This is a genomic window from Pseudomonas helvetica, from assembly GCF_039908645.1.
Lineage (GTDB): Bacteria > Pseudomonadota > Gammaproteobacteria > Pseudomonadales > Pseudomonadaceae > Aquipseudomonas > Aquipseudomonas helvetica.
Genome location: NZ_CP150917.1, coordinates 202,542 through 223,310 on the forward strand (window position 1 = coordinate 202,542; position 20,769 = coordinate 223,310).

18 protein-coding genes and 1 tRNA gene are annotated in these 20,769 nt (G+C 59.3%); 11 read left to right on the forward strand and 8 right to left on the reverse strand.

Annotated features, from left to right (window positions below; all coding sequences use genetic code 11):
- Positions 1–24: 24 nt before the first annotated feature.
- The 7 genes from AABM55_RS00840 to AABM55_RS00870 all read left to right on the forward strand — a co-directional run bounded on the left by AABM55_RS00840 (position 25) and on the right by AABM55_RS00870 (position 9,446).
- Positions 25–660: a hypothetical protein gene (locus AABM55_RS00840; protein WP_054595023.1), complete on the forward strand. Its 636-nt coding sequence runs from the start codon at positions 25–27 to the stop codon at positions 658–660.
- A 298-nt stretch (positions 661–958) separates the two neighbouring features.
- Positions 959–2,470 (forward strand): YdgA family protein, encoded by a 1,512-nt coding sequence (locus tag AABM55_RS00845; RefSeq protein WP_054595024.1) that lies wholly within the window; start codon positions 959–961, stop codon positions 2,468–2,470.
- Positions 2,471–2,772: 302 nt separating this feature from the next.
- On the forward strand, positions 2,773–5,253 hold the full coding sequence (gene pgaA / locus AABM55_RS00850) for a poly-beta-1,6 N-acetyl-D-glucosamine export porin PgaA (protein ID WP_347928562.1): 2,481 nt from the start codon (positions 2,773–2,775) through the stop codon (positions 5,251–5,253).
- Between the two features lie 12 nt (positions 5,254–5,265).
- Positions 5,266–7,263: a poly-beta-1,6-N-acetyl-D-glucosamine N-deacetylase PgaB gene (pgaB, locus tag AABM55_RS00855; protein ID WP_347928563.1), complete on the forward strand. Its 1,998-nt coding sequence runs from the start codon at positions 5,266–5,268 to the stop codon at positions 7,261–7,263.
- A 1-nt stretch (position 7,264) separates the two neighbouring features.
- On the forward strand, positions 7,265–8,626 hold the full coding sequence (gene pgaC / locus AABM55_RS00860; protein WP_347928564.1) for a poly-beta-1,6-N-acetyl-D-glucosamine synthase: 1,362 nt from the start codon (positions 7,265–7,267) through the stop codon (positions 8,624–8,626).
- Entirely contained in the window at positions 8,623–9,144 is a 522-nt protein-coding gene (pgaD, locus tag AABM55_RS00865) for a poly-beta-1,6-N-acetyl-D-glucosamine biosynthesis protein PgaD (RefSeq protein WP_054595028.1), read from the forward strand. Before pgaC ends, pgaD begins: the two co-directional genes overlap by 4 nt.
- A 122-nt stretch (positions 9,145–9,266) precedes the next feature.
- The gene (locus AABM55_RS00870) at positions 9,267–9,446 is read left to right on the forward strand and encodes a hypothetical protein (protein WP_347928566.1); all 180 of its coding nucleotides are present in this window, start codon (positions 9,267–9,269) and stop codon (positions 9,444–9,446) included.
- Here AABM55_RS00870 and AABM55_RS00875 read toward each other — a convergent pair whose 3' ends face one another.
- Together AABM55_RS00875 and AABM55_RS00880 are read right to left on the reverse strand one after the other, a co-directional pair.
- Positions 9,447–10,046, reverse strand: a complete 600-nt coding sequence (locus AABM55_RS00875; protein WP_256585307.1) for a hypothetical protein — start codon at positions 10,044–10,046, stop codon at positions 9,447–9,449.
- 298 nt (positions 10,047–10,344) lie between these two features.
- The gene (locus tag AABM55_RS00880) at positions 10,345–11,181 is read right to left on the reverse strand and encodes a sterol desaturase family protein (protein WP_347928567.1); all 837 of its coding nucleotides are present in this window, start codon (positions 11,179–11,181) and stop codon (positions 10,345–10,347) included.
- A 69-nt stretch (positions 11,182–11,250) separates the two neighbouring features.
- Between AABM55_RS00880 and AABM55_RS00885 the strand changes: the two genes are divergently transcribed.
- Positions 11,251–12,249, forward strand: a complete 999-nt coding sequence (locus AABM55_RS00885; RefSeq protein WP_347929985.1) for an AraC family transcriptional regulator ligand-binding domain-containing protein — start codon at positions 11,251–11,253, stop codon at positions 12,247–12,249.
- Positions 12,250–12,428: 179 nt separating this feature from the next.
- Here AABM55_RS00885 and AABM55_RS00890 read toward each other — a convergent pair whose 3' ends face one another.
- The 4 genes from AABM55_RS00890 to AABM55_RS00905 form a co-directional block, all read right to left on the reverse strand.
- Positions 12,429–12,671 (reverse strand): hypothetical protein, encoded by a 243-nt coding sequence (locus tag AABM55_RS00890; RefSeq protein WP_347928568.1) that lies wholly within the window; start codon positions 12,669–12,671, stop codon positions 12,429–12,431.
- Between the two features lie 12 nt (positions 12,672–12,683).
- Positions 12,684–13,184, reverse strand: coding sequence for a hypothetical protein (locus tag AABM55_RS00895; protein ID WP_347928569.1), 501 nt, complete (start codon positions 13,182–13,184; stop codon positions 12,684–12,686).
- A complete protein-coding gene (locus AABM55_RS00900; protein WP_347928570.1) occupies positions 13,181–13,492 on the reverse strand; it encodes a hypothetical protein in 312 nt (103 codons plus the stop codon). The genes AABM55_RS00895 and AABM55_RS00900 overlap by 4 nt, the downstream gene beginning before the upstream one ends.
- Positions 13,465–13,541: transfer RNA gene (locus AABM55_RS00905), tRNA-Arg, on the reverse strand. The genes AABM55_RS00900 and AABM55_RS00905 overlap by 28 nt, the downstream gene beginning before the upstream one ends.
- Before the next feature lie 349 nt (positions 13,542–13,890).
- Between AABM55_RS00905 and gabD the strand changes: the two genes are divergently transcribed.
- From gabD to AABM55_RS00920, 3 genes are all read left to right on the forward strand, one after another.
- Positions 13,891–15,333: an NADP-dependent succinate-semialdehyde dehydrogenase gene (gene gabD, locus AABM55_RS00910; protein WP_054595050.1), complete on the forward strand. Its 1,443-nt coding sequence runs from the start codon at positions 13,891–13,893 to the stop codon at positions 15,331–15,333.
- 176 nt (positions 15,334–15,509) lie between these two features.
- Entirely contained in the window at positions 15,510–16,787 is a 1,278-nt protein-coding gene (gene gabT, locus AABM55_RS00915; protein ID WP_054595051.1) for a 4-aminobutyrate--2-oxoglutarate transaminase, read from the forward strand.
- Positions 16,788–16,923: 136 nt separating this feature from the next.
- Positions 16,924–18,138 carry a response regulator gene (locus tag AABM55_RS00920; protein ID WP_054595052.1) on the forward strand — a complete coding sequence of 405 codons (1,215 nt, stop codon included), beginning with the start codon at positions 16,924–16,926 and terminating at the stop codon, positions 18,136–18,138.
- Between the two features lie 130 nt (positions 18,139–18,268).
- Here the strand turns inward: AABM55_RS00920 and AABM55_RS00925 are convergent, their stop codons facing one another.
- Both AABM55_RS00925 and desA read right to left on the reverse strand, forming a co-directional pair.
- On the reverse strand, positions 18,269–19,258 hold the full coding sequence (locus AABM55_RS00925) for a sensor domain-containing diguanylate cyclase (protein ID WP_347928571.1): 990 nt from the start codon (positions 19,256–19,258) through the stop codon (positions 18,269–18,271).
- A 245-nt stretch (positions 19,259–19,503) separates the two neighbouring features.
- Positions 19,504–20,682, reverse strand: a complete 1,179-nt coding sequence (gene desA / locus AABM55_RS00930) for a delta-9 fatty acid desaturase DesA (protein WP_103319451.1) — start codon at positions 20,680–20,682, stop codon at positions 19,504–19,506.
- Between the last annotated feature and the right edge of the window lie 87 nt (positions 20,683–20,769).

Here is a 20,769-nt window from a genome sequence, read left to right on the forward strand (position 1 = left end):
GCATTGGTCATGGGGATTCCAATAATGAAAAACCCTTATGCTCCCGGCTTCTGGTGCGCAATTGTCGCGCTGGTGCTGCTCTCGGCAACGTATTTTTATGGCGTGATGCTGACGCACCAGATTGATAAGGCTTTGATCTTTCTCGACAGTGCCAGTGCGTTGATCGGGGTGATGTCGATCGCAGTCGCCGCCTGGGCTTTGCTGCAAACCCGGCGGATCAAGAAAAAACAACTCGAGCAAGGCAAGACCCTGGTGCTGATCTGGGACACCAAGGTGGCGTTGCGCCGGGTTGAAACGGTATTCGACCGGTATTTCTGGGGCAGTTACTGGCAACCGGGGCGTACTTTTCAGGAAGTCATGGGCGAACTCACCGGCACCCCGCTGGAAAAAAGCCTCGAAGCGCTCAAAACCCAATGCCTGGCCCTCGACAAACAGGTCACCGATGAAGGCTGGCACTGGCTGAACAATGCCCGCGAACTGTCTGACGTGGCCAACGCCATGGCCCGCGAACGCTATCAACTGGATTTTTGCGACCCGCGCGCGGATTCACCGAATGGCGCGGTGATCAATCGGGATTTCGAAGTGCTGGTCTATACGTGGACGGCACGGCTGAAAAGCTTTGATCATCAGCTGGATGAGATCGAAGTGCAGTATTCCTGATCAGCCACCGATCGTTCCCACGCTCTGCGTGGGAATGCCTCTACGGACGCTCCGCGTTCGGCTCTGGATGTGACGCAGAGCGTCACGGGCAGCATTTCCACGCAGAGCGTGGGAAAGATCAACGCGGACTGTCCACAGGCTGCAACGCTCCATAGACATTCTTTCACCTTTAATCATTGGGCCGCTCCACGGCACAAATGCTAATCTCATCGCACTTTTAGCGGAGTCGAGCCGCAACCCGTCGAGGGTTCAGGGAAGACGACCACATTTTCAACAACGGACATTGATCGGGTCATTCATGAATAAATCAGCAGGCGTGCTTCTGGGAATCGTCGTTGCCATCGGTGCAATCAGCGCCGGCGGCGCCTGGTACACCGGTACGAAACTGGAAGGGGTGCTGCAAACCTCGATCGCCGATGCCAACAAAGAGCTGCAAACGGCGATGGTCGGCTCCAACGGCACCGCGACCCTGGAACTGGTGTCGCTGGATCGCCAGTTGTTCAGCAGTACCGCGCACTACCGCCTCAAGGGCCAGGGCGAAATGTTCGGCGAGAACCCTGAAGGCGTAGAGCTGCTGTTCGTTGACCACATCGAACACGGCCCGCTGCCATTCTCGCGCCTGGTGTCGCTGAAATGGCTGCCGGTCATGGCCACCAGTCACTACTCGCTGGAAAAGACCCCGACCACCGAGAAGTGGTTCGCCGCCACCAAGGATGCGTCTCCACTCAAGGGTGTGGTCAACATCGGCTATGACCGTGCTACCAGCGGCAACCTTGAACTGCTGCCCGTCGAAACGGCACTGGACGACAAGTCCACGTTGAAGTTTTCCGGTCTGAACATCGACGTGTCGGCCAGCGCCCAGGCACAGAAGGTCAAAGCTGACGGTTACATGGACAGCCTCACGCTGACCAGCGTTGCCGAAGATCAGTCCCCGGTGAAAGTCGAATTGAATGGCCTGACCCTGGCCAGCAACCTCAGCAAAAGCAGCTATGGCTACTACCTGGGGGAAAACGTCGTCGAGCTGACCAGCACCAAGACTACCTTTGGCGACAAACAGTCGGTGATGACCTTCAAGAACACTGAAATGAAGAGTTCCACCACCGAGTCCGGGACCAACGCAGCCGGTCGTGCCGATTACAAGATTGGCGAAATCGCCCTCAACGACAAGGCCCTCGGCTCGGCGCAAATGGCCTGGAGCATGAAAAACCTCGATATTCCGTCGACGCTGTCGCTGGTACAGATCTACCAGAACAAACTGCAGCCGTACGAAGCGGCCGCCGCGGCTGCTGCCGCTGCGGGTGAACCGGCGCCCGAACTGAAGCTGACCGACGCCGAACAAGCACAGGTCAAGGCGGGTCTGGAGACGTTGCTGGCCGCCCAGCCACAAGTCGCGCTGGAGAACTTTTCGTTCTCCACCCCGAACGGTGAAAGCCGTGCCAGCCTGGTGATTGACCTGACCAAGCCGACATCGCTGGACCTGCCACCCGACCAGTTGGGCAAGCAATTGATTGCCCTGCTGGACTTCAATCTGAAGATCTCCAAGCCGATGATCACCGATCTGGTGACAGTGCAGGCGCAGATGGAAGGCCAGACCGACGTCAAAGCCGTTGCCGATCAAGCCGCTGCGACCAGTGACATGGTCAGCAGCATGGCTGTCGGTACGCAACTGGCGACGCTGGACGGCAACAACATCGTTTCCAAACTGCACTACGCCAATAATCAGGTGGACTTCAACGGCCAGAAGATGACCGTCGAACAGTTCGTCGGTTTCGTGATGAGCAAGCTCGGTACCACTGGCGCACCCCAGTAAACGACCCACCGCTTGACTTAAGCGAACGCTCTAAACCGCAGGTTACAAGCTAGCGCCCGGCCCTCCGAATTTGTGGATTGGCTGGGCGTTTTGCTGTCTGGTGCCCGCAAATCAAGGCTGTAGGGCGCACGGGGGTCAAGCCGTTGTATTGAATCTGAACAAATGTTGTGTTCCTGATAGTGGTCTAACCTTGCGTGAAATACTGCGTTTGCAAAACCTTGTCGGGTGATTGCCCGACTTCCCGTTTCGAACCAGGCAAGGGGGGTATGAGACTCCGGCTCGCCATGTAAGGATGCTGACGAATGCCACGTATTACTCGTCCTTTTATTGTTCTTGGCTTGCGCCCTCTGATTCGTGTGGCCTTGTGCAGCCAACTGCTTTGGCCGAGTCTGGCGTTCGCGGATACCGCCTACGACCAAATGATTCGCGATGCGCGTACTGGTAACTACGCACCGGTGTTGACGCTGTTACGCAACGTGCCTGCGAACCAGGTGACCACCGGCCAGGTCAGCGACCATTTGCAGATCGCCAGTTGGGCCGGTCTCGACGCCGAAGTGGTTCAGGTCTACGAAACCCAGGGGCGCAACCGGGTGCTGCCGATTCAGGCGCTGACCGCCACCGCTCGTGCCTACCGCAATCTCAAGCGCTGGGACTCTGCCACCGAGCTCTACCGCAAGGCACTGGCGCTCGAACCTGCGAATGCTGACCTGCAACTCGGCCTGGCCATGACCCAGGCTGATTCTGGAAACCCCGTCGAGGCCGTCAACCGTGCCAAGGCTCTCGTCGCGGCCAAACCTGACGATCCGGCCCGGCGCCTGGCGCTGGGCTACGCCTTGACCCGTTCCGGTGCGACCTATGACGCGTTGTTCGAATACGACCAGGCGTTCATCCGCGCCGGGAGCAAACCTGAAGTCGCCCGCGAATACGTTTTCGCCCTGCAACGCGCACGGCTGCCAGAGCCGGCTTTGCGTCTGGCCCGTCAACGTCCGGGGTTGATCGATCCGGTGACGCAGCGCCGCCTCGAAGGTGATGTGGCGGCAGAGCGCGTGCGGCTGGCGGAATTTGCCACGCGCAGTGAAAAAGAACGTTACGACATCGCCGATCGTGCCTTGAGCGACTACGACCAGTTGCTGGCGACCTGGACCCCGGATGCACAGGCTCACGACGACGTGGTTCGTTGGCGCATCGACCGCATGGGCGCACTCAAGGCCCGCGCGCGCACGGCTGAGGTCATCGGCGAATACCAGAAACTGCTCGCTGAAAACGTAAAAATTCCAACCTACGCCATGCGTTGGGTGGCGGCTTCCTATCTGGATCAACGTCAACCGGACGTCGCGACAGACTTGTATCGCCAAGTGCTGGTCGCACCGGACGCCGACTCGGCTGACCGGGTAGAAGACACCACGGCGCTGTTCTACGCCTTGATGGAAAGCGACAAACCGCAGGAAGCACGCACCGTCGCCGAAAACCTGGCCAAGACTCAGAGCTCGCGGGTGGAGCTCAAAGGCTTGCCGATCGGCAATCCCAACGATTCATGGATGGACGCGCAACAACTGGCCGCCCAGGCGGGCATCTATAGCGGTAACTTGCCCGCTAGCCAGCAAGGCCTGGATGCCTTGGTTGAAAAAGCACCGGGCAACGTCGGTTTGCGTCTGGCGCAGGCGAATGTCTACCTGGCGCGTGCCTGGCCACGCCGTGCAGAAAATCTGCTCAAGGAAACCGAGAGCATGGCCCCGCGAGATATCGGTCTGGAAGTCGCGCAAGGGCATACCGCGCAGGATTTGCAGGAGTGGCGCCAGCTCGATGCGTTGACCGATGACGTCGCTGCGCGATTCCCGGACAACCGTGCGGTGCAGCGTTTGGAGCGTCAGCGTGAGGTGCACGATATGGCCGAACTGCGCGTGTCGACCTATGGCGGCAAGAGTTATGGCGGTGGCAGCAACGGTGCCGGTGCAGTCGCTGGCAGCAAGGACTTTGGCATTGAGACCACGCTCTACAGTCCACCGATCAATGAGGACTGGCGTGTGTTTGCAAGTGCCGGTTATGCCACTGGTGACTTCCAGGAAGGCACCGGTCGTGATCGTGTCGAACGGCTTGGTGTCGAGCGCCGAACCCGCGATATGACACTGGAAGCGGAAGTCTCCAATCACAACTTCGGCTATGGCAACAAACAGGGCGCGCGCCTGTCGATTGCCCGCGACATCAATGATGCCTGGCAGTATGGCGGCAGCCTCGACTACCTCTCGGCCACTACGCCGCTGCGGGCACTGAACAGTAACGTCACCGCCAACGGCGGCAGCGGTTTCCTGCGCTGGCGCGCCAACGAAAGCCGCGAGTGGAAACTGGCGGTCAGCCCGTCGCACTTCAGCGATGGCAACAATCGTCTCGAAGCATTGCTGACCGGACGCGAAGGCGTGTACAGCGCGCCGGGGGTGCAGGTCGACCTCGGTCTGGAGGTCGGCACCAGCCACAACAGCAAGAATGAGGACGTCCCCTACTTCAACCCCAAGTCGGACTTCAGCGTCCTGCCGACGGTCAGCGTCAATCACGTGCTCTATCACCGCTACGAAACTTCGTGGAGTCAGCAGTTCCAGGTCGGTGCCGGTACATACAGCCAGCGTGATTACTCCACTGGCGGTGTAGGCCTGCTCAGCTACGGCCAGCGCTTGAGCTGGAATGATGTGTTCGAGGTCGGTGCCGCGCTGAGCGCGATCAACCGGCCCTTCGACGGCGATCGAGAAACCGATCTGCGCCTGCTCGTCGACCTTACCTACCGTTTCTAGAAGAGTTTGAAGATGCCTCTGATGACCCGTTGCATCCTTCTGTTGGGCGTTTTGCTGATCAGCGCCTGCGCCCGGCAAGCCCCGACCTTTGCGCCACCGGCACAGCGACCGCTGCCGGCCAATGAAGCGCCATGGCCGAAAAACCATGTGTTGGGAATTGCCTATCACGATGTCGAAGACCGCGACCCTGATCAGGCGGTCGTTGCGGTGCGCACCGAGCGGATGATCGAGCAGCTCGCGTGGCTGCGTGAGAACGGCTACAAACCCGTCACCGTCGATCAGATCATCGCCGCGCGCAAGGGGGGGACCGAACTGCCAGCCAAAGCCATTCTGTTGAGTTTTGATGATGGTTATTCGAGCTTCTACACCCGTGTGCTACCGGTGCTGCGGGCCTATAACTGGCATGCCTTGCTGGCGCCCGTCGGTACCTGGATCGATACACCACCGGATAAGCTCGTGGACTTCGCAGGTGATATGCGACCGCGTTCGGAGTTTTTGACCTGGACGCAGATCTCTGAAATTTCCAGGTCCGGGCTGGTGGAAATCGCCGCTCACACCGACGCCAGCCACAAAGGCATCCTGGCCAATCCGCAAGGCAACCTGCAGCCGGCGGCGGCGACTCGTCGTTATGACGCTGCGACCGGTCGCTATGAGTCGGAAGCGGATTTCCAGGCTCGTCTGCGCAAGGACGTGGTCACCATTACCGAAAAAATCCGCAAGGCTACCGGTTATAACCCGCGTGTATGGGTCTGGCCGTACGGCACGGCCGATGGCACCACATTGCAGGTGGTCGATTCCCAGGGTTACCAGATGGCCCTGACCCTGGATGACGGGCTCGATGCACTCGACAACCTGATGAGCAGTCCGCGTTTCCTGGTGGCCTCGGACCCGGATGGCGAACACTTTGCCAACAGCATCGTCGCGGTGCAGTCCAGCTCACCGATGCGCGTGGTGCATGTCGACCTGGACAACGTTTATGACCCGGACCCGGCCCAGCAGGAAGTCAATCTGGGCAAGCTGATCCAGCGCATGGCCGACATGGGCGCCAACACCGTGTTCCTGCAAGCCTTCGCCGATCCACAGGGCGACGGTCTGGTGCACTCGTTGTACTTCCCGAACCGCCACCTTCCGGTTCGCGCCGACATCTTCGACCGGGTGGCCTGGCAGTTGCGTACTCGCGCCCACGTCAAGGTTTTTGCCTGGATGCCGGTGCTCAGCTTTGCCCTCGATCCAAAACTGCCCCGGGTCACCCGTTGGGACCCGGCCACAGGCCAGACCTCGGTTGACCCGGGACAATATCGACGGCTGTCGCCGTTCGACCCGACCGTGCGGCGCATCATCGGTGAAATCTACGAGGACGTGGCGCGTCTGACCTCGGTCGACGGCATCCTCTACCACGACGATGCAGTGCTGTCGGACTTCGAGGACGCCAGTCCCGAGGCCTTGCGCACCTATGCGGCCAACGGCTTGCCGGGGTCGATGGCGGCCCTGCGCGACGATCCGGCGATGATGCAGCGCTGGACTCGGTTCAAGAGTCGCTACCTGATCGACTTCACCAAAGAGCTCACCGCCAAGGTTCGCGCCATTCGTGGGCCACAGGTGCTGACGGCGCGCAACATCTTCGCCGAACCGATGCTCAATCCGCCCAGTGAGGCTTGGTTCGCGCAGAACCTCGACGACTTCCTCGGCACCTATGACTGGACCGCACCGATGGCAATGCCGTTGATGGAAGGTAAACCCCTCAAGCAATCGGGTGAATGGCTCGAAGAGTTGGTGGCCACGGTCAAGGTCCGGCCGGGAGCACTGGAGCGCACGGTGTTCGAATTGCAGGCCCGGGACTGGACGAAGAAAAGCGGCGCCGACATCGATGGCGGGCAACTGACTGACTGGATGGGTCGCCTCAAACGCCAGGGAGCGACCAGTTTCGGTTACTACCCGGACAACTTCCTTGAGAACCAGCCGGACCTGAAAACCGTGCGTCCCGCGCTCTCCGACAAGTGGAATCCATAACATGCTGGATAGACTTCTAGCTCTGCTGGTCCTGGCGATCGTCCTGGGGATTCCCCTGGGGCTGATCTTTCTGGTCACCGGGCAATTCTTGATGGACTTCGTGTTTTTCTATCCGCTGTTCATGTCCGGACTGTGGATCGCCGGTGGCCTGTATTTCTGGCTGCACTGGGAGCGCCACTGGCCGTGGAAGGATGACACGCTGCCGCCGCCGCTGGCCGGCGAACCGCTGATTTCGATCCTGATCCCTTGCTACAACGAGGGCGATAACGCGGCCGATACGATTCACGCCGCGCTGGGTCAGCATTACCCGAACATCGAGGTGATCGCGATCAACGACGGCTCCAAGGACAACACCGCCGCTGTCCTCGATACCCTCGCTGCTGAAGACCCGCGCCTGCGGGTGCTGCACCTGGCGGAAAACCAGGGTAAAGCGGTGGCCTTGCGCATGGGCGCGATTGCCGCGCGCAGTGAGTACCTGGTGTGTATTGACGGCGATGCCTTGCTCGCGCCGAACACGGCGGCCTATCTGGTGGCTCCCATGCTGGACAACGCCCGGCTTGGTGCGGTGACCGGCAACCCACGGATTCGAACCCGTTCAACGCTGGTCGGGCGTGTTCAGGTCGGCGAGTTCTCTTCGATCATCGGTTTGATCAAGCGCACCCAACGGGTCTTCGGGCGGATTTTTACCGTGTCCGGGGTGATTGTGGCGTTCCGTCGTTCGGCGTTGCATCGGGTCGGCTATTGGAGCCCGGACATGATCACCGAAGACATCGACATCAGTTGGAAGCTGCAACTGGATCACTGGAGCATCTTCTACGAGCCACGCGCACTGTGCTGGATTCTGATGCCGGAGACCCTGTCCGGGTTGTGGAAGCAGCGTTTGCGCTGGGCCCAGGGCGGCGCCGAGGTGCTGTTCAAAAACATCCGCGGCATCTGGCAATACCGCCATCGCTACCTCTGGCCGCTGCTGTTCGAGTACTGCCTGTCCACCGGCTGGGCCTTCACCTTTTTTCTGTCGGTGATTTTCTGGGGCGTGGGCAAGTTCGTCGACGTGCCGGCCGCTATTGCCGTGCACCACTTGCTGCCGCCGGCCTTCACCGGGCTGTTGCTGGCGATGGTCTGCTTGCTGCAGTTCGCGGTCAGCATCCTGATCGACCGTCGCTACGAGCGCGGGCTGTGGAAAACCATGTTCTGGGTGGTCTGGTATCCGTTGGTGTTCTGGTTCATCAGCCTGCTCACCACCCTGGTCAGCTTCCCCAAAGTGCTGTTTGGCCAACATCAGAAGCGTGCGCGCTGGGTCAGTCCCGACCGTGGCATCAAGCCGCTGAATGACGATGACGATGACGAGGAGTTCAGCAAATGAAAATCATCAGAACCCGTCAACGACCATTTCTGGTCGTCATCGATGCCTTTTTCACGGTATTGGCCTGGTTCGGCTTGCTGTACCTGCTGGTAAGCGGCCTCTGGCCATTGTTTGATACCCACGAAGGGTTGCGTATCGAATCGACGATGCTCGACGCCCTTGGCACGCTGCAAATCTACTTGTGGGTGGCGCTGTTCAACGCGGTGGTCCTGATCTCCTGGGCGCGTTACCAGCACCGCAAGAGCAAAAGCTTCGCCCAGCGTCGTCTACCGGCACCGGTGATCGATGACAAAGGCTTGAGCATAAGCTTCAACCTGACCGAAGAGCATCTGGCTCAACTGCGCGATCTGGGAACCATGGTGATCCACAACAACGAAGACGGCGACGTCAGCCACGTTGTCCCACGCTTCTTGCGCATCGATCCCGAGCTCCAGAAGCAGTTGCACCCGCCGGCCTCACTGGTGCATCAGAAGGCGTTGGTGTTGGCGGCAAATGACGATCAGATGCCTGTGACGTGAGCTGCGGTAAGGTTTGACTGAAAGTTTTACAGGGCTATTGCGGTCTGAGCGTTCAGGGCATTGGCGTCGTTCGTCGAAAGCGAGCACTATCGAGCCAATTACTGGTGCGTTGGAGGCCAGCTGTGACACAACGAATAGACCGCATTGCCCAATTGCTCAACTGCCCGATCAAGGGCGAAGAAATGCGCCGGGCGATCACTGAAGCGCGCAAGGACTTTCTGCTCGACGACGATGAAGAGGATGACGACGAGGAGGAGCCTGCCGAGGTGGACGTCGTGGATGAGCTGTCATCCAAGGCATGACTACCACCAACTGCGGTTGCTCTCCAGTTCGCCCCTGCATTGCCGGAGTTGCCAGCCATAATCTTTTGCCTGTTGCTCAACCTTGCGCGCGACCTGCATCAGCCAGGGTTTCTGTAGATAGGTCTGGCGACTGAATCCGCCACGTCCTTCGTGGTAGGCAAGGTACTGGCTGTAGGCATCCCATTTGGAAACCCCCAACTGACGTTGAGTGCCGGCGACGTACCAGCCGACGAACATGATCGCGTCGTCAAAGTTGTCACGCGAACCGCCGTTGCCGGTCGCGCTCTTGTACTCGCTCCACACCGGATCCTGCGCCTGGGCATAGCCGTATGCCGAGCTGACCCGTCCCCAGGGAATAACCCACAAAAAGTAGTAGCGAGGGGGCAGGGCATCGTGCACAAAGCTGCTTTCCTGCTTGATGATCGCCATCGCCACATGCGGTGGCAGGCCCCAGGCCTTCTCCATTTTCAGCGAATCTTCGTACCAGGCCGGGTATTGGCGGTAAATGCTGCAAAGGTTGCTTTGCTCTCTTGGCGGTGTCGTCGAGCAACCCGCCAACAAGCCCAAGGCGATGAGTACGACTAAAAAACGTCCGTGCAAAAATCACTCACTTGGCGATTGGCCAATCCTTATCGGTTCAAAACAGGGTGGGGGATACAGCGCGATCGTTGTTTGCTAACAAGCCAGCCGCCAAACCACAGACTACCCAAGAAACCACCCAAGAAACTACCCAAGAAACCACCCAAGAAACTACCCAAGAAACTACCCAAGAAACTACCCAGGAAATCAGCCTGGAAACGGCACGAGGGCAGATCGTGGCTGTATTGTGTCATCAGCCAGCGACCACCCGGCGTGATCCGGCATGTGGGCCAAATGAAAAGTGGGCACTGGGAAGTACTCAAAGATCGTGTTGCCGCACTCGCTTTGCTGAACGAACCAGCGGCCAGAACAGCTCCTGCTGCCACGTCACCGGATGCAAATCCTCTATGCCATAGGTTGAGGGGCGATGCCGGGTGATCTTGGCCGTACCGAACAGCACGTCCCAGAAGAACAGGAGATTGCCGAAGTTTCCCTTGTAGTGGGTTACGCCGTCATTGGCGTTCAAACCATGATGGGCCGCATGGGTGGCGGGGGTCGAAATGGTTCGTTCGAGGACCCACATCAGCGGACGCAAGGCCGGAATGCGGTAGAGTTTTTCGTCCCAGGCGACGCTGCTGTGCGCGGCGAAGATGACCGTCATCTTGACGATCAAGTAACCGTAGTAAACCGGTGCCAGGCCCAGGTAAATGAGGGCTCCGGACAGCCAGATACCTGGCATCAGCAGGTAGTAAAAGCTGTTGTTTCGATAAACGATGCGAATGCTCATGTAGGGCGCCGAATGGTGAGCGCGATGCAGGGCATAGAGAAACGGCAGCCGATGGGTCAGGCGATGCCACCAGTACTGGGTCAAGTCATCGAACAGTAGAAACAGCCCGAGGCCGGCCATCCAGTGAATGTTGGCCAGACTGTTCTTGAGTTGAGGGGCCAAACCGCCGAGCAGCAGGTTGCTGAGGAACATCACCAATGGAAAGGTGACACCCAGCAGGAGCGACGAACCGATGACCTCGATCAGCGTATCGCGGCGCTGACCTTTGGGTTGGCGGAAACAGGCGCACGCAATTTCCAGCAGGATGAAACTCAGAAAAATCCCGGCGACGACCGGAATTGGATTGTTGGCGAGCATTATTGTATTCATGGCAATCTCGAGTCAGGCCCGACCTGGGCATTGCCTGAGCAATAAGAAACCATGAGCCTTCCAGACAACATGTGCGAAATGGACAAAATCACTCGAGAAGAGGCCAATCAGCCAGCCCGCCGCTTTCATCGAGGGCAGCTCGGACAGGTTCTGGAACGTGTACTGCATAAGCAGACACGCAGTAACCGACGCGATTACAGCCTGCTTGAGCTTGAGCAATTGTGGACGGCGGCGGCCCAACAAGATCCTGCCATTGGCCTGCACCTGTTCGCCGGGTTCACCCCGCAGGACTGCCACGAGCTGACGTACATCTGCATGTATTGCCCGGACGTCAGCGCAGCTATCCAGTGCTGGTGTGACTATGCGGGGCTGGCGTCGGACATGGACAGCGTCAAGCTGATCAACGATGCCCATGGCCTGGGCGTAGAGCTGCGTATCGACGCCCCCGCCAAACTGGCTCGCTACGTGGTGGAGCATTACTGCGTGATGGCCGTGACCCAACTGCGCAAAGCCACGGGCGAACCGGTCCGGCCGGTGCTGGCTCACTTCGCCCATCCACGACCAACCTACCACGCCGAATATGCCCAATGGTTCGGGGATAACATCGTGTTCGAGTGCGCGCATAACTGCCTGTATTACGACCCGAGCGTCTTGCGGTTACCTTTGCTGACGCGACACGACGGAATGGCAGAGTTGTTGCGCAGTGAGATGAACCGACGGATCGCACGGCATCTCCAGCTCAATGGCTGGACCGGGAAAGTCGCGGCCGGCATGCGACAAAGCCTGGCGCGCGGCGTGGTACCCAGCCTGGAAAATCAGGCAGAGGCTCTGCACCAGAGCCCGCGTACCTTACGCCGGCGCATGGAAGAGCAAGGCATGACGTTCCGCCTGCTGCTCGATCTGGTGAGGGCCGAGCTGGAACAGCATCTTGAATTTCTGGGTGAGAACCGCGCGCACATTGCCAGTCAACTGGGTTACGGGGACCTGGCTGCGTATCTGCATGCACGTAAACGATGGCGGCGTGAGCCATTTGACGATTGCATTCGCGATGTCGAGGCGGGTAGGTAACGCAGAGGAAGTGAAATGACTGGTGCGGGCGGAAGCTCGGTTCACAGCAGTCAATGAGCAGCGCCTAGCTCTTGGCGGGCTTGCGCCTGTAATGCATTGACCATCACCAAAACGGCAGCAATCGGCCTACGGCAGTCAGCCTGCTTCAATCGAAGGCAGGCGCCCTTTTTTACATCACTTCAGCCAACCTCCACAAACCGCCGCCTGGTCACGAACAGCCCCGCGCCCACCGGCACGGCAAGGACCGACATCAATCCCAGGTCAAAGCCCAGCAACCGGGTCTGGCTCACTGCAACGCAGCCGATTGCGCCGGCCACCACCAGCGTCACCCCTAGCCACTTGCGCAGCGGGTACGGCTTAAGAAACCGATCAAGTAGAAAGGCCAGCGCCATGACGATGACCGTCTGGGTAATTTCGGACATGTGCAGCCCCACTCAGGTCTTGATGATCAGGGATTCGGAAGAGCGCTGTGGGCCAATCCCACCATTGACCTGCGCCTGGATGCTGACGATGACGTCGCCAGCATGGTAGGTGGGCAGAGTGTCATTGACGTACGAGCGCACACCCGCCGTTACAACAGTACCTGCGGCGAAACTGCCTACAGGCCCGGCTAAACCGCCCACAGTACCGGCAGTGCCACCGAAGGCGGAGGCGGCCAGGTTGGCGAGTCTGGTGCGTTGGGTATCCAGGGCGTCGGCCTGTTGCCGGGTCAGCGGCTTGGAGATGCCGATCATCATCACGCACGGCAGGTTCTTGGCCTGCATCTTGTCGTACACCTCTACGACCTTGCTGTTGACCTGATAGTGGGCGCTTTTCGCTTCGCCAAAATGAAGCTCGCGCAGGCGGCCGCGCTCGCTGTCGGTGAGGGTGATCTGCGAGACGTTGAAGACGATCCCGTGCGGGGTCATGTATTGGAAAGTCCCTTCGGCCTTCATTGCGAGCATCCTTTCGAGCAAGAGGGGGGATTCTCTATAAACAGCACCCAAGATGCAAAGGCTTTGGTTTCGAAGGTTTTTCGTTGGGCTGGATAGCCCTTGTGATGGATTTGCGCTTCCCACTGTCCTTTATTAACGGCAGGGCCGCGATTCCTGATTGTTGCCAATTCGACCATTCCCGCCACCGTGAGTGCGGCAGGTTTGTGGCAAAAACGACGTTCAGGACCAGGACAGGTTTTTATCAGGAGCGCTATTCCCTTGTCATACAAGGGAAAGAAGATGGTGCACCAGGCGGGATTCGAACCCACGACCCCTGCCTTCGGAGGGCAGTACTCTATCCAGCTGAGCTACTGGTGCAATGCGGGCGCCATGATACTCATATGCGCTGCGGGCGTCCATGCTGCTGAATAGCCTGATGTTTCTTGCCCGTCGAATGGGTGTTTACTACGTTGATCAGAAAAATAAGGCAAATGCGGCGTTTTCGTTCTTTTTTTCGAACAGCCTATTGTCCTTTACCCCCTTTGATCCTAGGATTCGTTTGAGATTTCAAACGCTCTTGTCTGGGTGCTGAACCGCACGAGCTTCAATAGTGCGCTATTTATGTGCTTCAGCCCGGTGAATGATTTCCCTGACGGCAGCCTTCAAGGCGCCTTTCTACAATCATAATTTGCTCCGCGCGTGCGCGGTGCTGTTAAGGAAAGCCGACATGCAGCTTAAAGACACCCTGTTGTTCCGCCAGCAAGCCTTTATTGATGGCGCCTGGGTCGATGCGGACAATGGTCAGACGATCAACGTCACCAACCCGGCAACGGGCGAAATTCTGGGCACCGTGCCGAAAATGGGCGCTGCCGAAACCCGCCGTGCAATCGAAGCTGCTGACAAAGCGCTGCCGGCCTGGCGTGCACTAACCGCCAAAGAGCGCGCGAACAAGCTGCGTCGCTGGTTCGAACTGATCATCGAGAACCAGGACGACCTGGCTCGCCTGATGACTCTGGAGCAGGGCAAGCCATTGGCTGAAGCCAAGGGCGAAATCGTTTACGCCGCATCCTTCATCGAATGGTTCGCCGAAGAAGCCAAGCGCATCTACGGTGACGTGATTCCGGGCCACCAGCCAGACAAGCGCCTGATCGTGATCAAGCAGCCAATCGGCGTGACCGCTGCAATCACTCCGTGGAACTTCCCGGCTGCGATGATCACCCGTAAAGCCGGCCCGGCCCTGGCCGCTGGCTGCACCATGGTGCTCAAGCCTGCTTCGCAAACGCCTTACTCGGCCTTCGCCCTGGCTGAGCTGGCCCAGCGTGCCGGTATCCCGAAAGGCGTGCTGAGTGTTGTAACCGGCAGCGCCGGCGACATCGGCAGCGAGCTGACCAGCAACCCGATCGTGCGCAAGCTGTCCTTCACCGGCTCGACCGAGATCGGTCGTCAGCTGATGGCTGAATGCGCCAAGGACATCAAGAAAGTTTCCCTGGAGCTGGGCGGCAACGCACCGTTCATCGTGTTCGACGACGCGGACCTGGATAAGGCCGTCGAAGGCGCGATCATTTCCAAATACCGTAACAACGGCCAGACCTGCGTCTGCGCCAACCGTCTGTACATTCAGGATTCGGTGTACGACGCGTTCGCTGAAAAACTCAAAGTGGCCGTGGCCAAACTCAAGATCGGCAACGGTCTGGAAGAAGGCACCACCACTGGCCCGTTGATCGACGGCAAAGCCGTGGCCAAGGTTCAGGAGCACATTGCTGATGCCCTGAGTAAAGGCGCGACCCTGCTGGCCGGTGGCAAGGTCATGGAAGGCAACTTCTTCGAGCCGACCATCCTGACCAACGTGCCGAAAAGCGCTGCTGTGGCGAAGGAAGAAACCTTCGGTCCATTGGCGCCACTGTTCCGCTTCAAAGACGAAGCCGAAGTGATCGCGATGTCGAATGACACCGAGTTCGGCCTGGCCTCGTACTTCTATGCGCGTGACCTGGGCCGTGTGTTCCGTGTGGCTGAAGCCCTGGAATACGGCATGGTCGGCGTCAACACCGGGTTGATCTCCAACGAAGTCGCGCCGTTCGGCGGCATCAAGGCCTCGGGCCTGGGCCGTGAAGGCTCCAAGTACGGCATCGAAGATTACCTGGAAATCAAATACCTCTGCCTGGGCATCTGATCAGGTAAGGAATTAAACGCAAAGGGCACGAGAGCGCTGTCCCTTTGCGTGCTTCAAACGTTATTTCTCGGTGGCCGGGAAAGCTGTGGCAGTCGATCATCGCATGCTGCCGTAGTTGCCTCCCCGCCACGTATTCCTTGGACCACGCCGCCCGATGAGCGGTGAATGAGGACTTTATGAGCAAGACCAACGCATCCCTGATGAAACGCCGCGAAGCCGCCGTACCACGCGGTGTTGGCCAGATTCACCCGATCTTCGCCGACCATGCGAAGAACTCCACCGTGACCGACGTTGAAGGTCGCGAGTTCATCGACTTCGCCGGCGGTATCGCCGTGTTGAACACCGGTCACCTGCACCCGAAAGTCATCGCAGCCGTGACCGAGCAGCTGAACAAGCTGACTCACACCTGCTTCCAGGTGCTGGCTTACGAACCGTACGTAGAACTGTGCGAAAAAATCAACGCCAAGGTTCCAGGTGATTTCGCCAAGAAGACCCTGCTGGTGACCACTGGCTCCGAAGCCGTGGAAAACTCCATCAAGATCGCTCGTGCCGCCACCGGCCGTGCCGGCGTGATCGCCTTCACCGGTGCGTACCACGGTCGCACCATGATGACCCTGGGCCTGACCGGTAAAGTCGTGCCTTACTCGGCCGGCATGGGTCTGATGCCAGGCGGTATCTTCCGTGCGCTGTACCCGAACGAACTGCATGGCGTGAGCATCGACGATTCGATCGCCAGCATCGAGCGTATCTTCAAGAACGACGCCGAGCCGCGTGACATCGCTGCAATCATCATCGAGCCGGTTCAGGGCGAAGGTGGTTTCTACGTCGCTCCGAAAGAGTTCATGAAGCGTCTGCGTGCCCTGTGCGACCAGCACGGCATCCTGTTGATCGCTGACGAAGTACAAACCGGCGCTGGTCGTACCGGTACCTTCTTCGCCATGGAACAGATGGGCGTTGCAGCCGACCTGACCACCTTCGCCAAATCCATCGCTGGCGGCTTCCCGCTGGCCGGTGTGTGCGGCAAGGCTGAATACATGGACGCCATCGCTCCAGGCGGCCTGGGCGGCACTTACGCCGGTAGCCCGATCGCTTGCGCCGCTGCGCTGGCGGTGATGGAAGTGTTCGAAGAAGAGCACCTGCTGGATCGCTGCAAAGCGGTTGGCGAGCGTCTGGTTACTGGCCTCAAGGCCATCCAGGCCAAGTACCCGGTGATCGGTGAAGTGCGTGCCCTGGGCGCGATGATCGCGGTTGAACTGTTCGAAAACGGCGACAGCCACAAGCCTAACGCCGCCGCCGTCGCCAAAGTCGTGGCCAAGGCGCGCGACAAGGGTCTGATCCTGCTGTCGTGCGGCACTTACGGCAACGTGCTGCGTGTGCTGGTGCCGCTGACTGCACCGGACGAGCAACTGGATAAAGGTCTGGCGATCATGGAAGAGTGCTTCTCCGAGCTCTGATTGCGCAGTGTGACCTGATCGACAAAAAACCCGCTTCGGCGGGTTTTTTTTGTCACTTGAAACACATCGGCGGCTTTTGCGCTGTATCGAATGGCCAGCATTGTCTAAGGTGCAAGCATTGCCTCGGAGTGAACTGATGACCGCTGTTGATTTACCGGCTGTACCGCGAGTGCTGATCGCCGAGGCTGACCCTTGGTCTCGAGACCTGCTCAAGCAGGTGTTGCTGCACGTGCGCTGCGATGCGCGGCTGGATCTGTGTGCTGATGGCCAGCAGGCGCTGGAGTTGTTGAGTGAAAATCCTTATGACCTGGTGATTGCCGATTGGGAGCTTTCCGGTGTCGATGGCCTGGGCTTGCTGCGTAGCGTGCGTCAGCGGCGGCGTAACCCGGTGTTGCCGTTCATTCTGATGAGCAGCCGCAACGACAGCGCCAGCGTGCGCGAGGTATTGCCGCTGGCCCCGACGGCCTACCTGACCAAGCCCCTGAACATGGAAGGTCTGACTCAGCGCCTGCAGGATTTGCTCCTGAGCGCCGGCCAGACGGTTTCCTGTGACGTTCCGGCGCTGGCGCCCGGCATGACCTTGTCGACCTTCCTTGAGCGTCGGCGTGAGTTGGCGGACGGCGCGCCGTTGCTCACCGACGTGCAACTGGCAGTCAAGCGCAGCCTGAACCCCAATGGCCTCGATCTGAAGCTGCTGGAAGAAGAAGTGCGCACTGACCCGCAGATCACTGCGGTGCTGATCGCCGCCGCCAACAGCGCCTCGCAGCACCTTGGCGACACGGTGCAGACCGTGTCCCAGGCCTTGCATCGCCTGGGCACCGGACAAAGCATGAACCTGATCGTTGGCCTGGCCCTCAAGCGCAGTGCGAAGCTGAGTGATCCGTGCCTGGCCGATTACGCCGAGCGCTACTGGGAGCTGTCACTGCACACCGCAGAATACGGACGGAGCCTGGCGCGCTTGCTTGATCTCGATCAGGAGCGTTGCTATTGCGCCGGCATGCTCCATCGTCTTGGCGATCTGGCGCTGTTGCGTTGCTTGCAGGAGTGGAAACAGGCGGGGGGCGAACTGGACGAGCTGGAAGAGGTCGGCGACGCATTGGCTGAATTTGGCGCGGCCTATGGTTCGGCGTTGCGTACTCGCTGGCGGCTTCCGTTGGAGTTGCGAGAGCTGATTGCGGCGGTCTATCAGCTCGGTGGCGGGGTGTATTCCCGTGAAGCGCTGGTGATGAACCTGGCGGCGCAACTCGCTCGCCTGACCGAGCATGAAGGCGTTGAAGAACTGGCCAAAAGCCGAACGGCGCGCCTGCTCAAAATCGGCCTGCCGGAACTGATGCGCTTGCGCAAAAAATGAACCCGATCCGAACCCTGTAGGAGCAAGGCTTGCCCGCGATTGCATCACCGCGGTGTATCTGCAAGACCGAGGCGCCCCAATCGCGGGCAAGCCTTGCTCCTACGGATCGGTGTTGTTCAAGCCATTGGGGTCAGCCGGAGATAATGCGGTTCTTGCCCTGGCGTTTGGCTCTGTACATCGCGGCGTCGGCGCGGGTGTACAGGCTGTCGATGGCTGCATCTTCTGCCGTGAGGCTGGTCAGGCCCTGGCTGACGGTGATGCTGAAGGTCTGCCCGTCATGGCTGAAACTCAAACGCTGGATTTCCCGTTGCAGGCGCTCGGCGACTTGCCTCGCCATCTCTGGCGCGCAGCCAGGGAATACCGCTGCAAACTCTTCACCGCCAATGCGCCCGAACAGGTCACCACGGCGCAATGCGGCGCGTCCGCATTCGGCGAGTTGTTGCAGCACTTGATCGCCTTGCTGATGGCCGTACGTGTCGTTGATGAGTTTGAAGTCATCGATATCCAGCAACAGAAACGCCAGCGGTGAACCTTGCAGGCGGGCCTGTTCGAACTCGTGGCTGGCGCATTCGAAGAAGTGTCGACGGTTGCTGCTTTGGGTCAGCACATCGGTGGTGGCGAGGCGTTGCAGCTCGGTTTCCAGCTGCTTCTTTTCGGTAATGTCCTCGGCGAAGCCGACTACGATCAGCGGTTGCCCGGGTTCGGCCTGACGATTGATGAAGCACTTGTCGCTGAGCCAGCGCACTTGGCCGTCGGCGGCGAAGATTCGGTATTCGCGGTCTTCAACTGCGCCTTTTTCCAGCACTTGGGCAAGGCTGCGTTCGGCATAGTCCAGATCGTCCGGGTAAACGCTGTCGCGCCATTGATGATAGTCAGCCAGCAGCAGGCCGGTCGAGCGACCGAAAATCCGTTCATAGGCCGGGCTGACATACAGCACCTGACGCGTTTCCCAGTTGAAAGCCCAGAGAACGGCATTGACGCTGACCAGCAACGAACTGAACAACTGTTCACGCTCGCTCAGGCGCGCGACTTCGCCCTGGGCATGCATCAAGGCCATCAGGGTTTGCGCGGCCTCGGGCCACTGTGGGTAGGGTAGGTCTTCCAGGTTCTTATTGACCATCGGCACAACTCTCAAAGGGCGTGCCGCAAGTTCGATAGCGGCCACAACAAAGCCCGCCTGGATGGCGAAGTGCTCTTTGAGATAGGGGATTTTAAGCTTAGTTCCCGCTTTTTGTGGCGAGGGAGCTTGCTCCCGCTGGGCGGTATACCGCCCCAATCTGGCGACTGCGTTTTGTCAGTTAAAACGTGTCGCCAAGATTGCGAATGCTCTGCATTCGAGCGCGAGCAAGCTCGCTCGCCACAGGGTCAGGCGGGGCGCAGAGAGTAGGTTTTCAACTGGTGGGCGAAGTCGCGCAGCGATTGAATACCGCTGGCTTCGGCTTCGTGGACCCAGTCCTTGATGGCCGCCAGCATGTCGTGGCCATTTGAGCTGGTCTTGATCCAGATCTGCTGCAAGGCCAGGCGCTTCTCGTAAATTACCTTCAGTGCGTGGCTGTGCTCGAGCATGGTCTGGATGCGCACATGGTGCTTGTCATCCAGCAGGCTGGTTTCTCGCGAGAGCAGGCGCTTGGCGCGATGGAATTGGTGGCGAACCGAATGGTCGACCTTTTCCAGCTCTTGCTTGACCAGCGGGCCGATCACCAGCTTGCGGTACTGGGCCATGATCTGGAAGCGGTTGTTGAGGATCGCCATGGCGGTGTCCATGTCCAGGCTGCCTTTGCCTTCGACACGGTGGGCGATCGGTGCAACCCGCTGAACCTTGGCCAGGCGCAGGAAGCTGAAGACCTGGATCCACGCCCAGCCGAGGTCGAATTCCCACTTCTTCACCGACAGTTTTGCCGAGTTAGGGTAGGTGTGATGGTTGTTATGCAGTTCTTCACCACCGATCAGAATGCCCCAGGGCACCAGATTGGTCGCCGCATCACGGCATTCGAAGTTGCGGTAGCCAACGGCATGGCCCAGGCCATTGACCACGCCAGCGGCCCAGACCGGGATCCACATCATCTGGATCGCCCAGATGGTGATGCCGATAGTGCCGAACAGCAGCAGGTCGATGACGGCCATGATCGCCACACCCAGTAGCGGATAACGGCTGTAGAGGTTGCGTTCGATCCAGTCTTCAGGGCAGTTCTTGCCGTAAATGCGCAGGGTTTCGGGGTTCTCCGCTTCGGCGCGGTACAGCTCGGCACCTTTGCGCAAGACCGTGGACAGGCCTTTGATCACCGGGCTGTGCGGGTCGTCGACGGTTTCGCATTTGGCGTGATGCTTGCGGTGGATGGCAGTCCACTCGCGGGTGTTCTGCGCCGTGGTCAGCCACAGCCAGAAGCGGAAAAAGTGTTTCAGGCCGGCATTGAGCTCAAGGGAGCGATGGGCTGAATAACGATGCAGATAAACCGTGACGCCCACGATGGTGATGTGGGTCATTAACAGGGTGACTGCCACCAGTTGCCAGGGCGACAAGCCGAGTAAACCTTCGTACCACATAGGCTGTATGGCCCTCGATAAAGAAAAAAACAGCTGGCGCATTATCACTCAGCACACAGATAAAACCAGTCGCGCTTTCAGATAAGA

Excerpts from the sequence above, each read along its gene's own strand:
- AABM55_RS00840 (WP_054595023.1), top strand. The coding sequence starts at position 25 with ATGAAAAACCCTTATGCTCCCGGCTTCTGGTGCGCAATTGTCGCGCTG.
- AABM55_RS00845 (WP_054595024.1), top strand. The coding sequence starts at position 959 with ATGAATAAATCAGCAGGCGTGCTTCTGGGAATCGTCGTTGCCATCGGT.
- pgaA (WP_347928562.1), top strand. The coding sequence starts at position 2,773 with ATGCCACGTATTACTCGTCCTTTTATTGTTCTTGGCTTGCGCCCTCTG.
- pgaB (WP_347928563.1), top strand. The coding sequence starts at position 5,266 with ATGCCTCTGATGACCCGTTGCATCCTTCTGTTGGGCGTTTTGCTGATC.
- pgaC (WP_347928564.1), top strand. The coding sequence starts at position 7,265 with ATGCTGGATAGACTTCTAGCTCTGCTGGTCCTGGCGATCGTCCTGGGG.
- pgaD (WP_054595028.1), top strand. The coding sequence starts at position 8,623 with ATGAAAATCATCAGAACCCGTCAACGACCATTTCTGGTCGTCATCGAT.
- AABM55_RS00880 (WP_347928567.1), bottom strand. The coding sequence starts at position 11,181 with ATGAATACAATAATGCTCGCCAACAATCCAATTCCGGTCGTCGCCGGG.
- AABM55_RS00885 (WP_347929985.1), top strand. The coding sequence starts at position 11,251 with ATGTGCGAAATGGACAAAATCACTCGAGAAGAGGCCAATCAGCCAGCC.
- AABM55_RS00890 (WP_347928568.1), bottom strand. The coding sequence starts at position 12,671 with ATGTCCGAAATTACCCAGACGGTCATCGTCATGGCGCTGGCCTTTCTA.
- AABM55_RS00895 (WP_347928569.1), bottom strand. The coding sequence starts at position 13,184 with ATGAAGGCCGAAGGGACTTTCCAATACATGACCCCGCACGGGATCGTC.
- gabD (WP_054595050.1), top strand. The coding sequence starts at position 13,891 with ATGCAGCTTAAAGACACCCTGTTGTTCCGCCAGCAAGCCTTTATTGAT.
- gabT (WP_054595051.1), top strand. The coding sequence starts at position 15,510 with ATGAGCAAGACCAACGCATCCCTGATGAAACGCCGCGAAGCCGCCGTA.
- AABM55_RS00920 (WP_054595052.1), top strand. The coding sequence starts at position 16,924 with ATGACCGCTGTTGATTTACCGGCTGTACCGCGAGTGCTGATCGCCGAG.
- AABM55_RS00925 (WP_347928571.1), bottom strand. The coding sequence starts at position 19,258 with ATGGTCAATAAGAACCTGGAAGACCTACCCTACCCACAGTGGCCCGAG.
- desA (WP_103319451.1), bottom strand. The coding sequence starts at position 20,682 with ATGTGGTACGAAGGTTTACTCGGCTTGTCGCCCTGGCAACTGGTGGCA.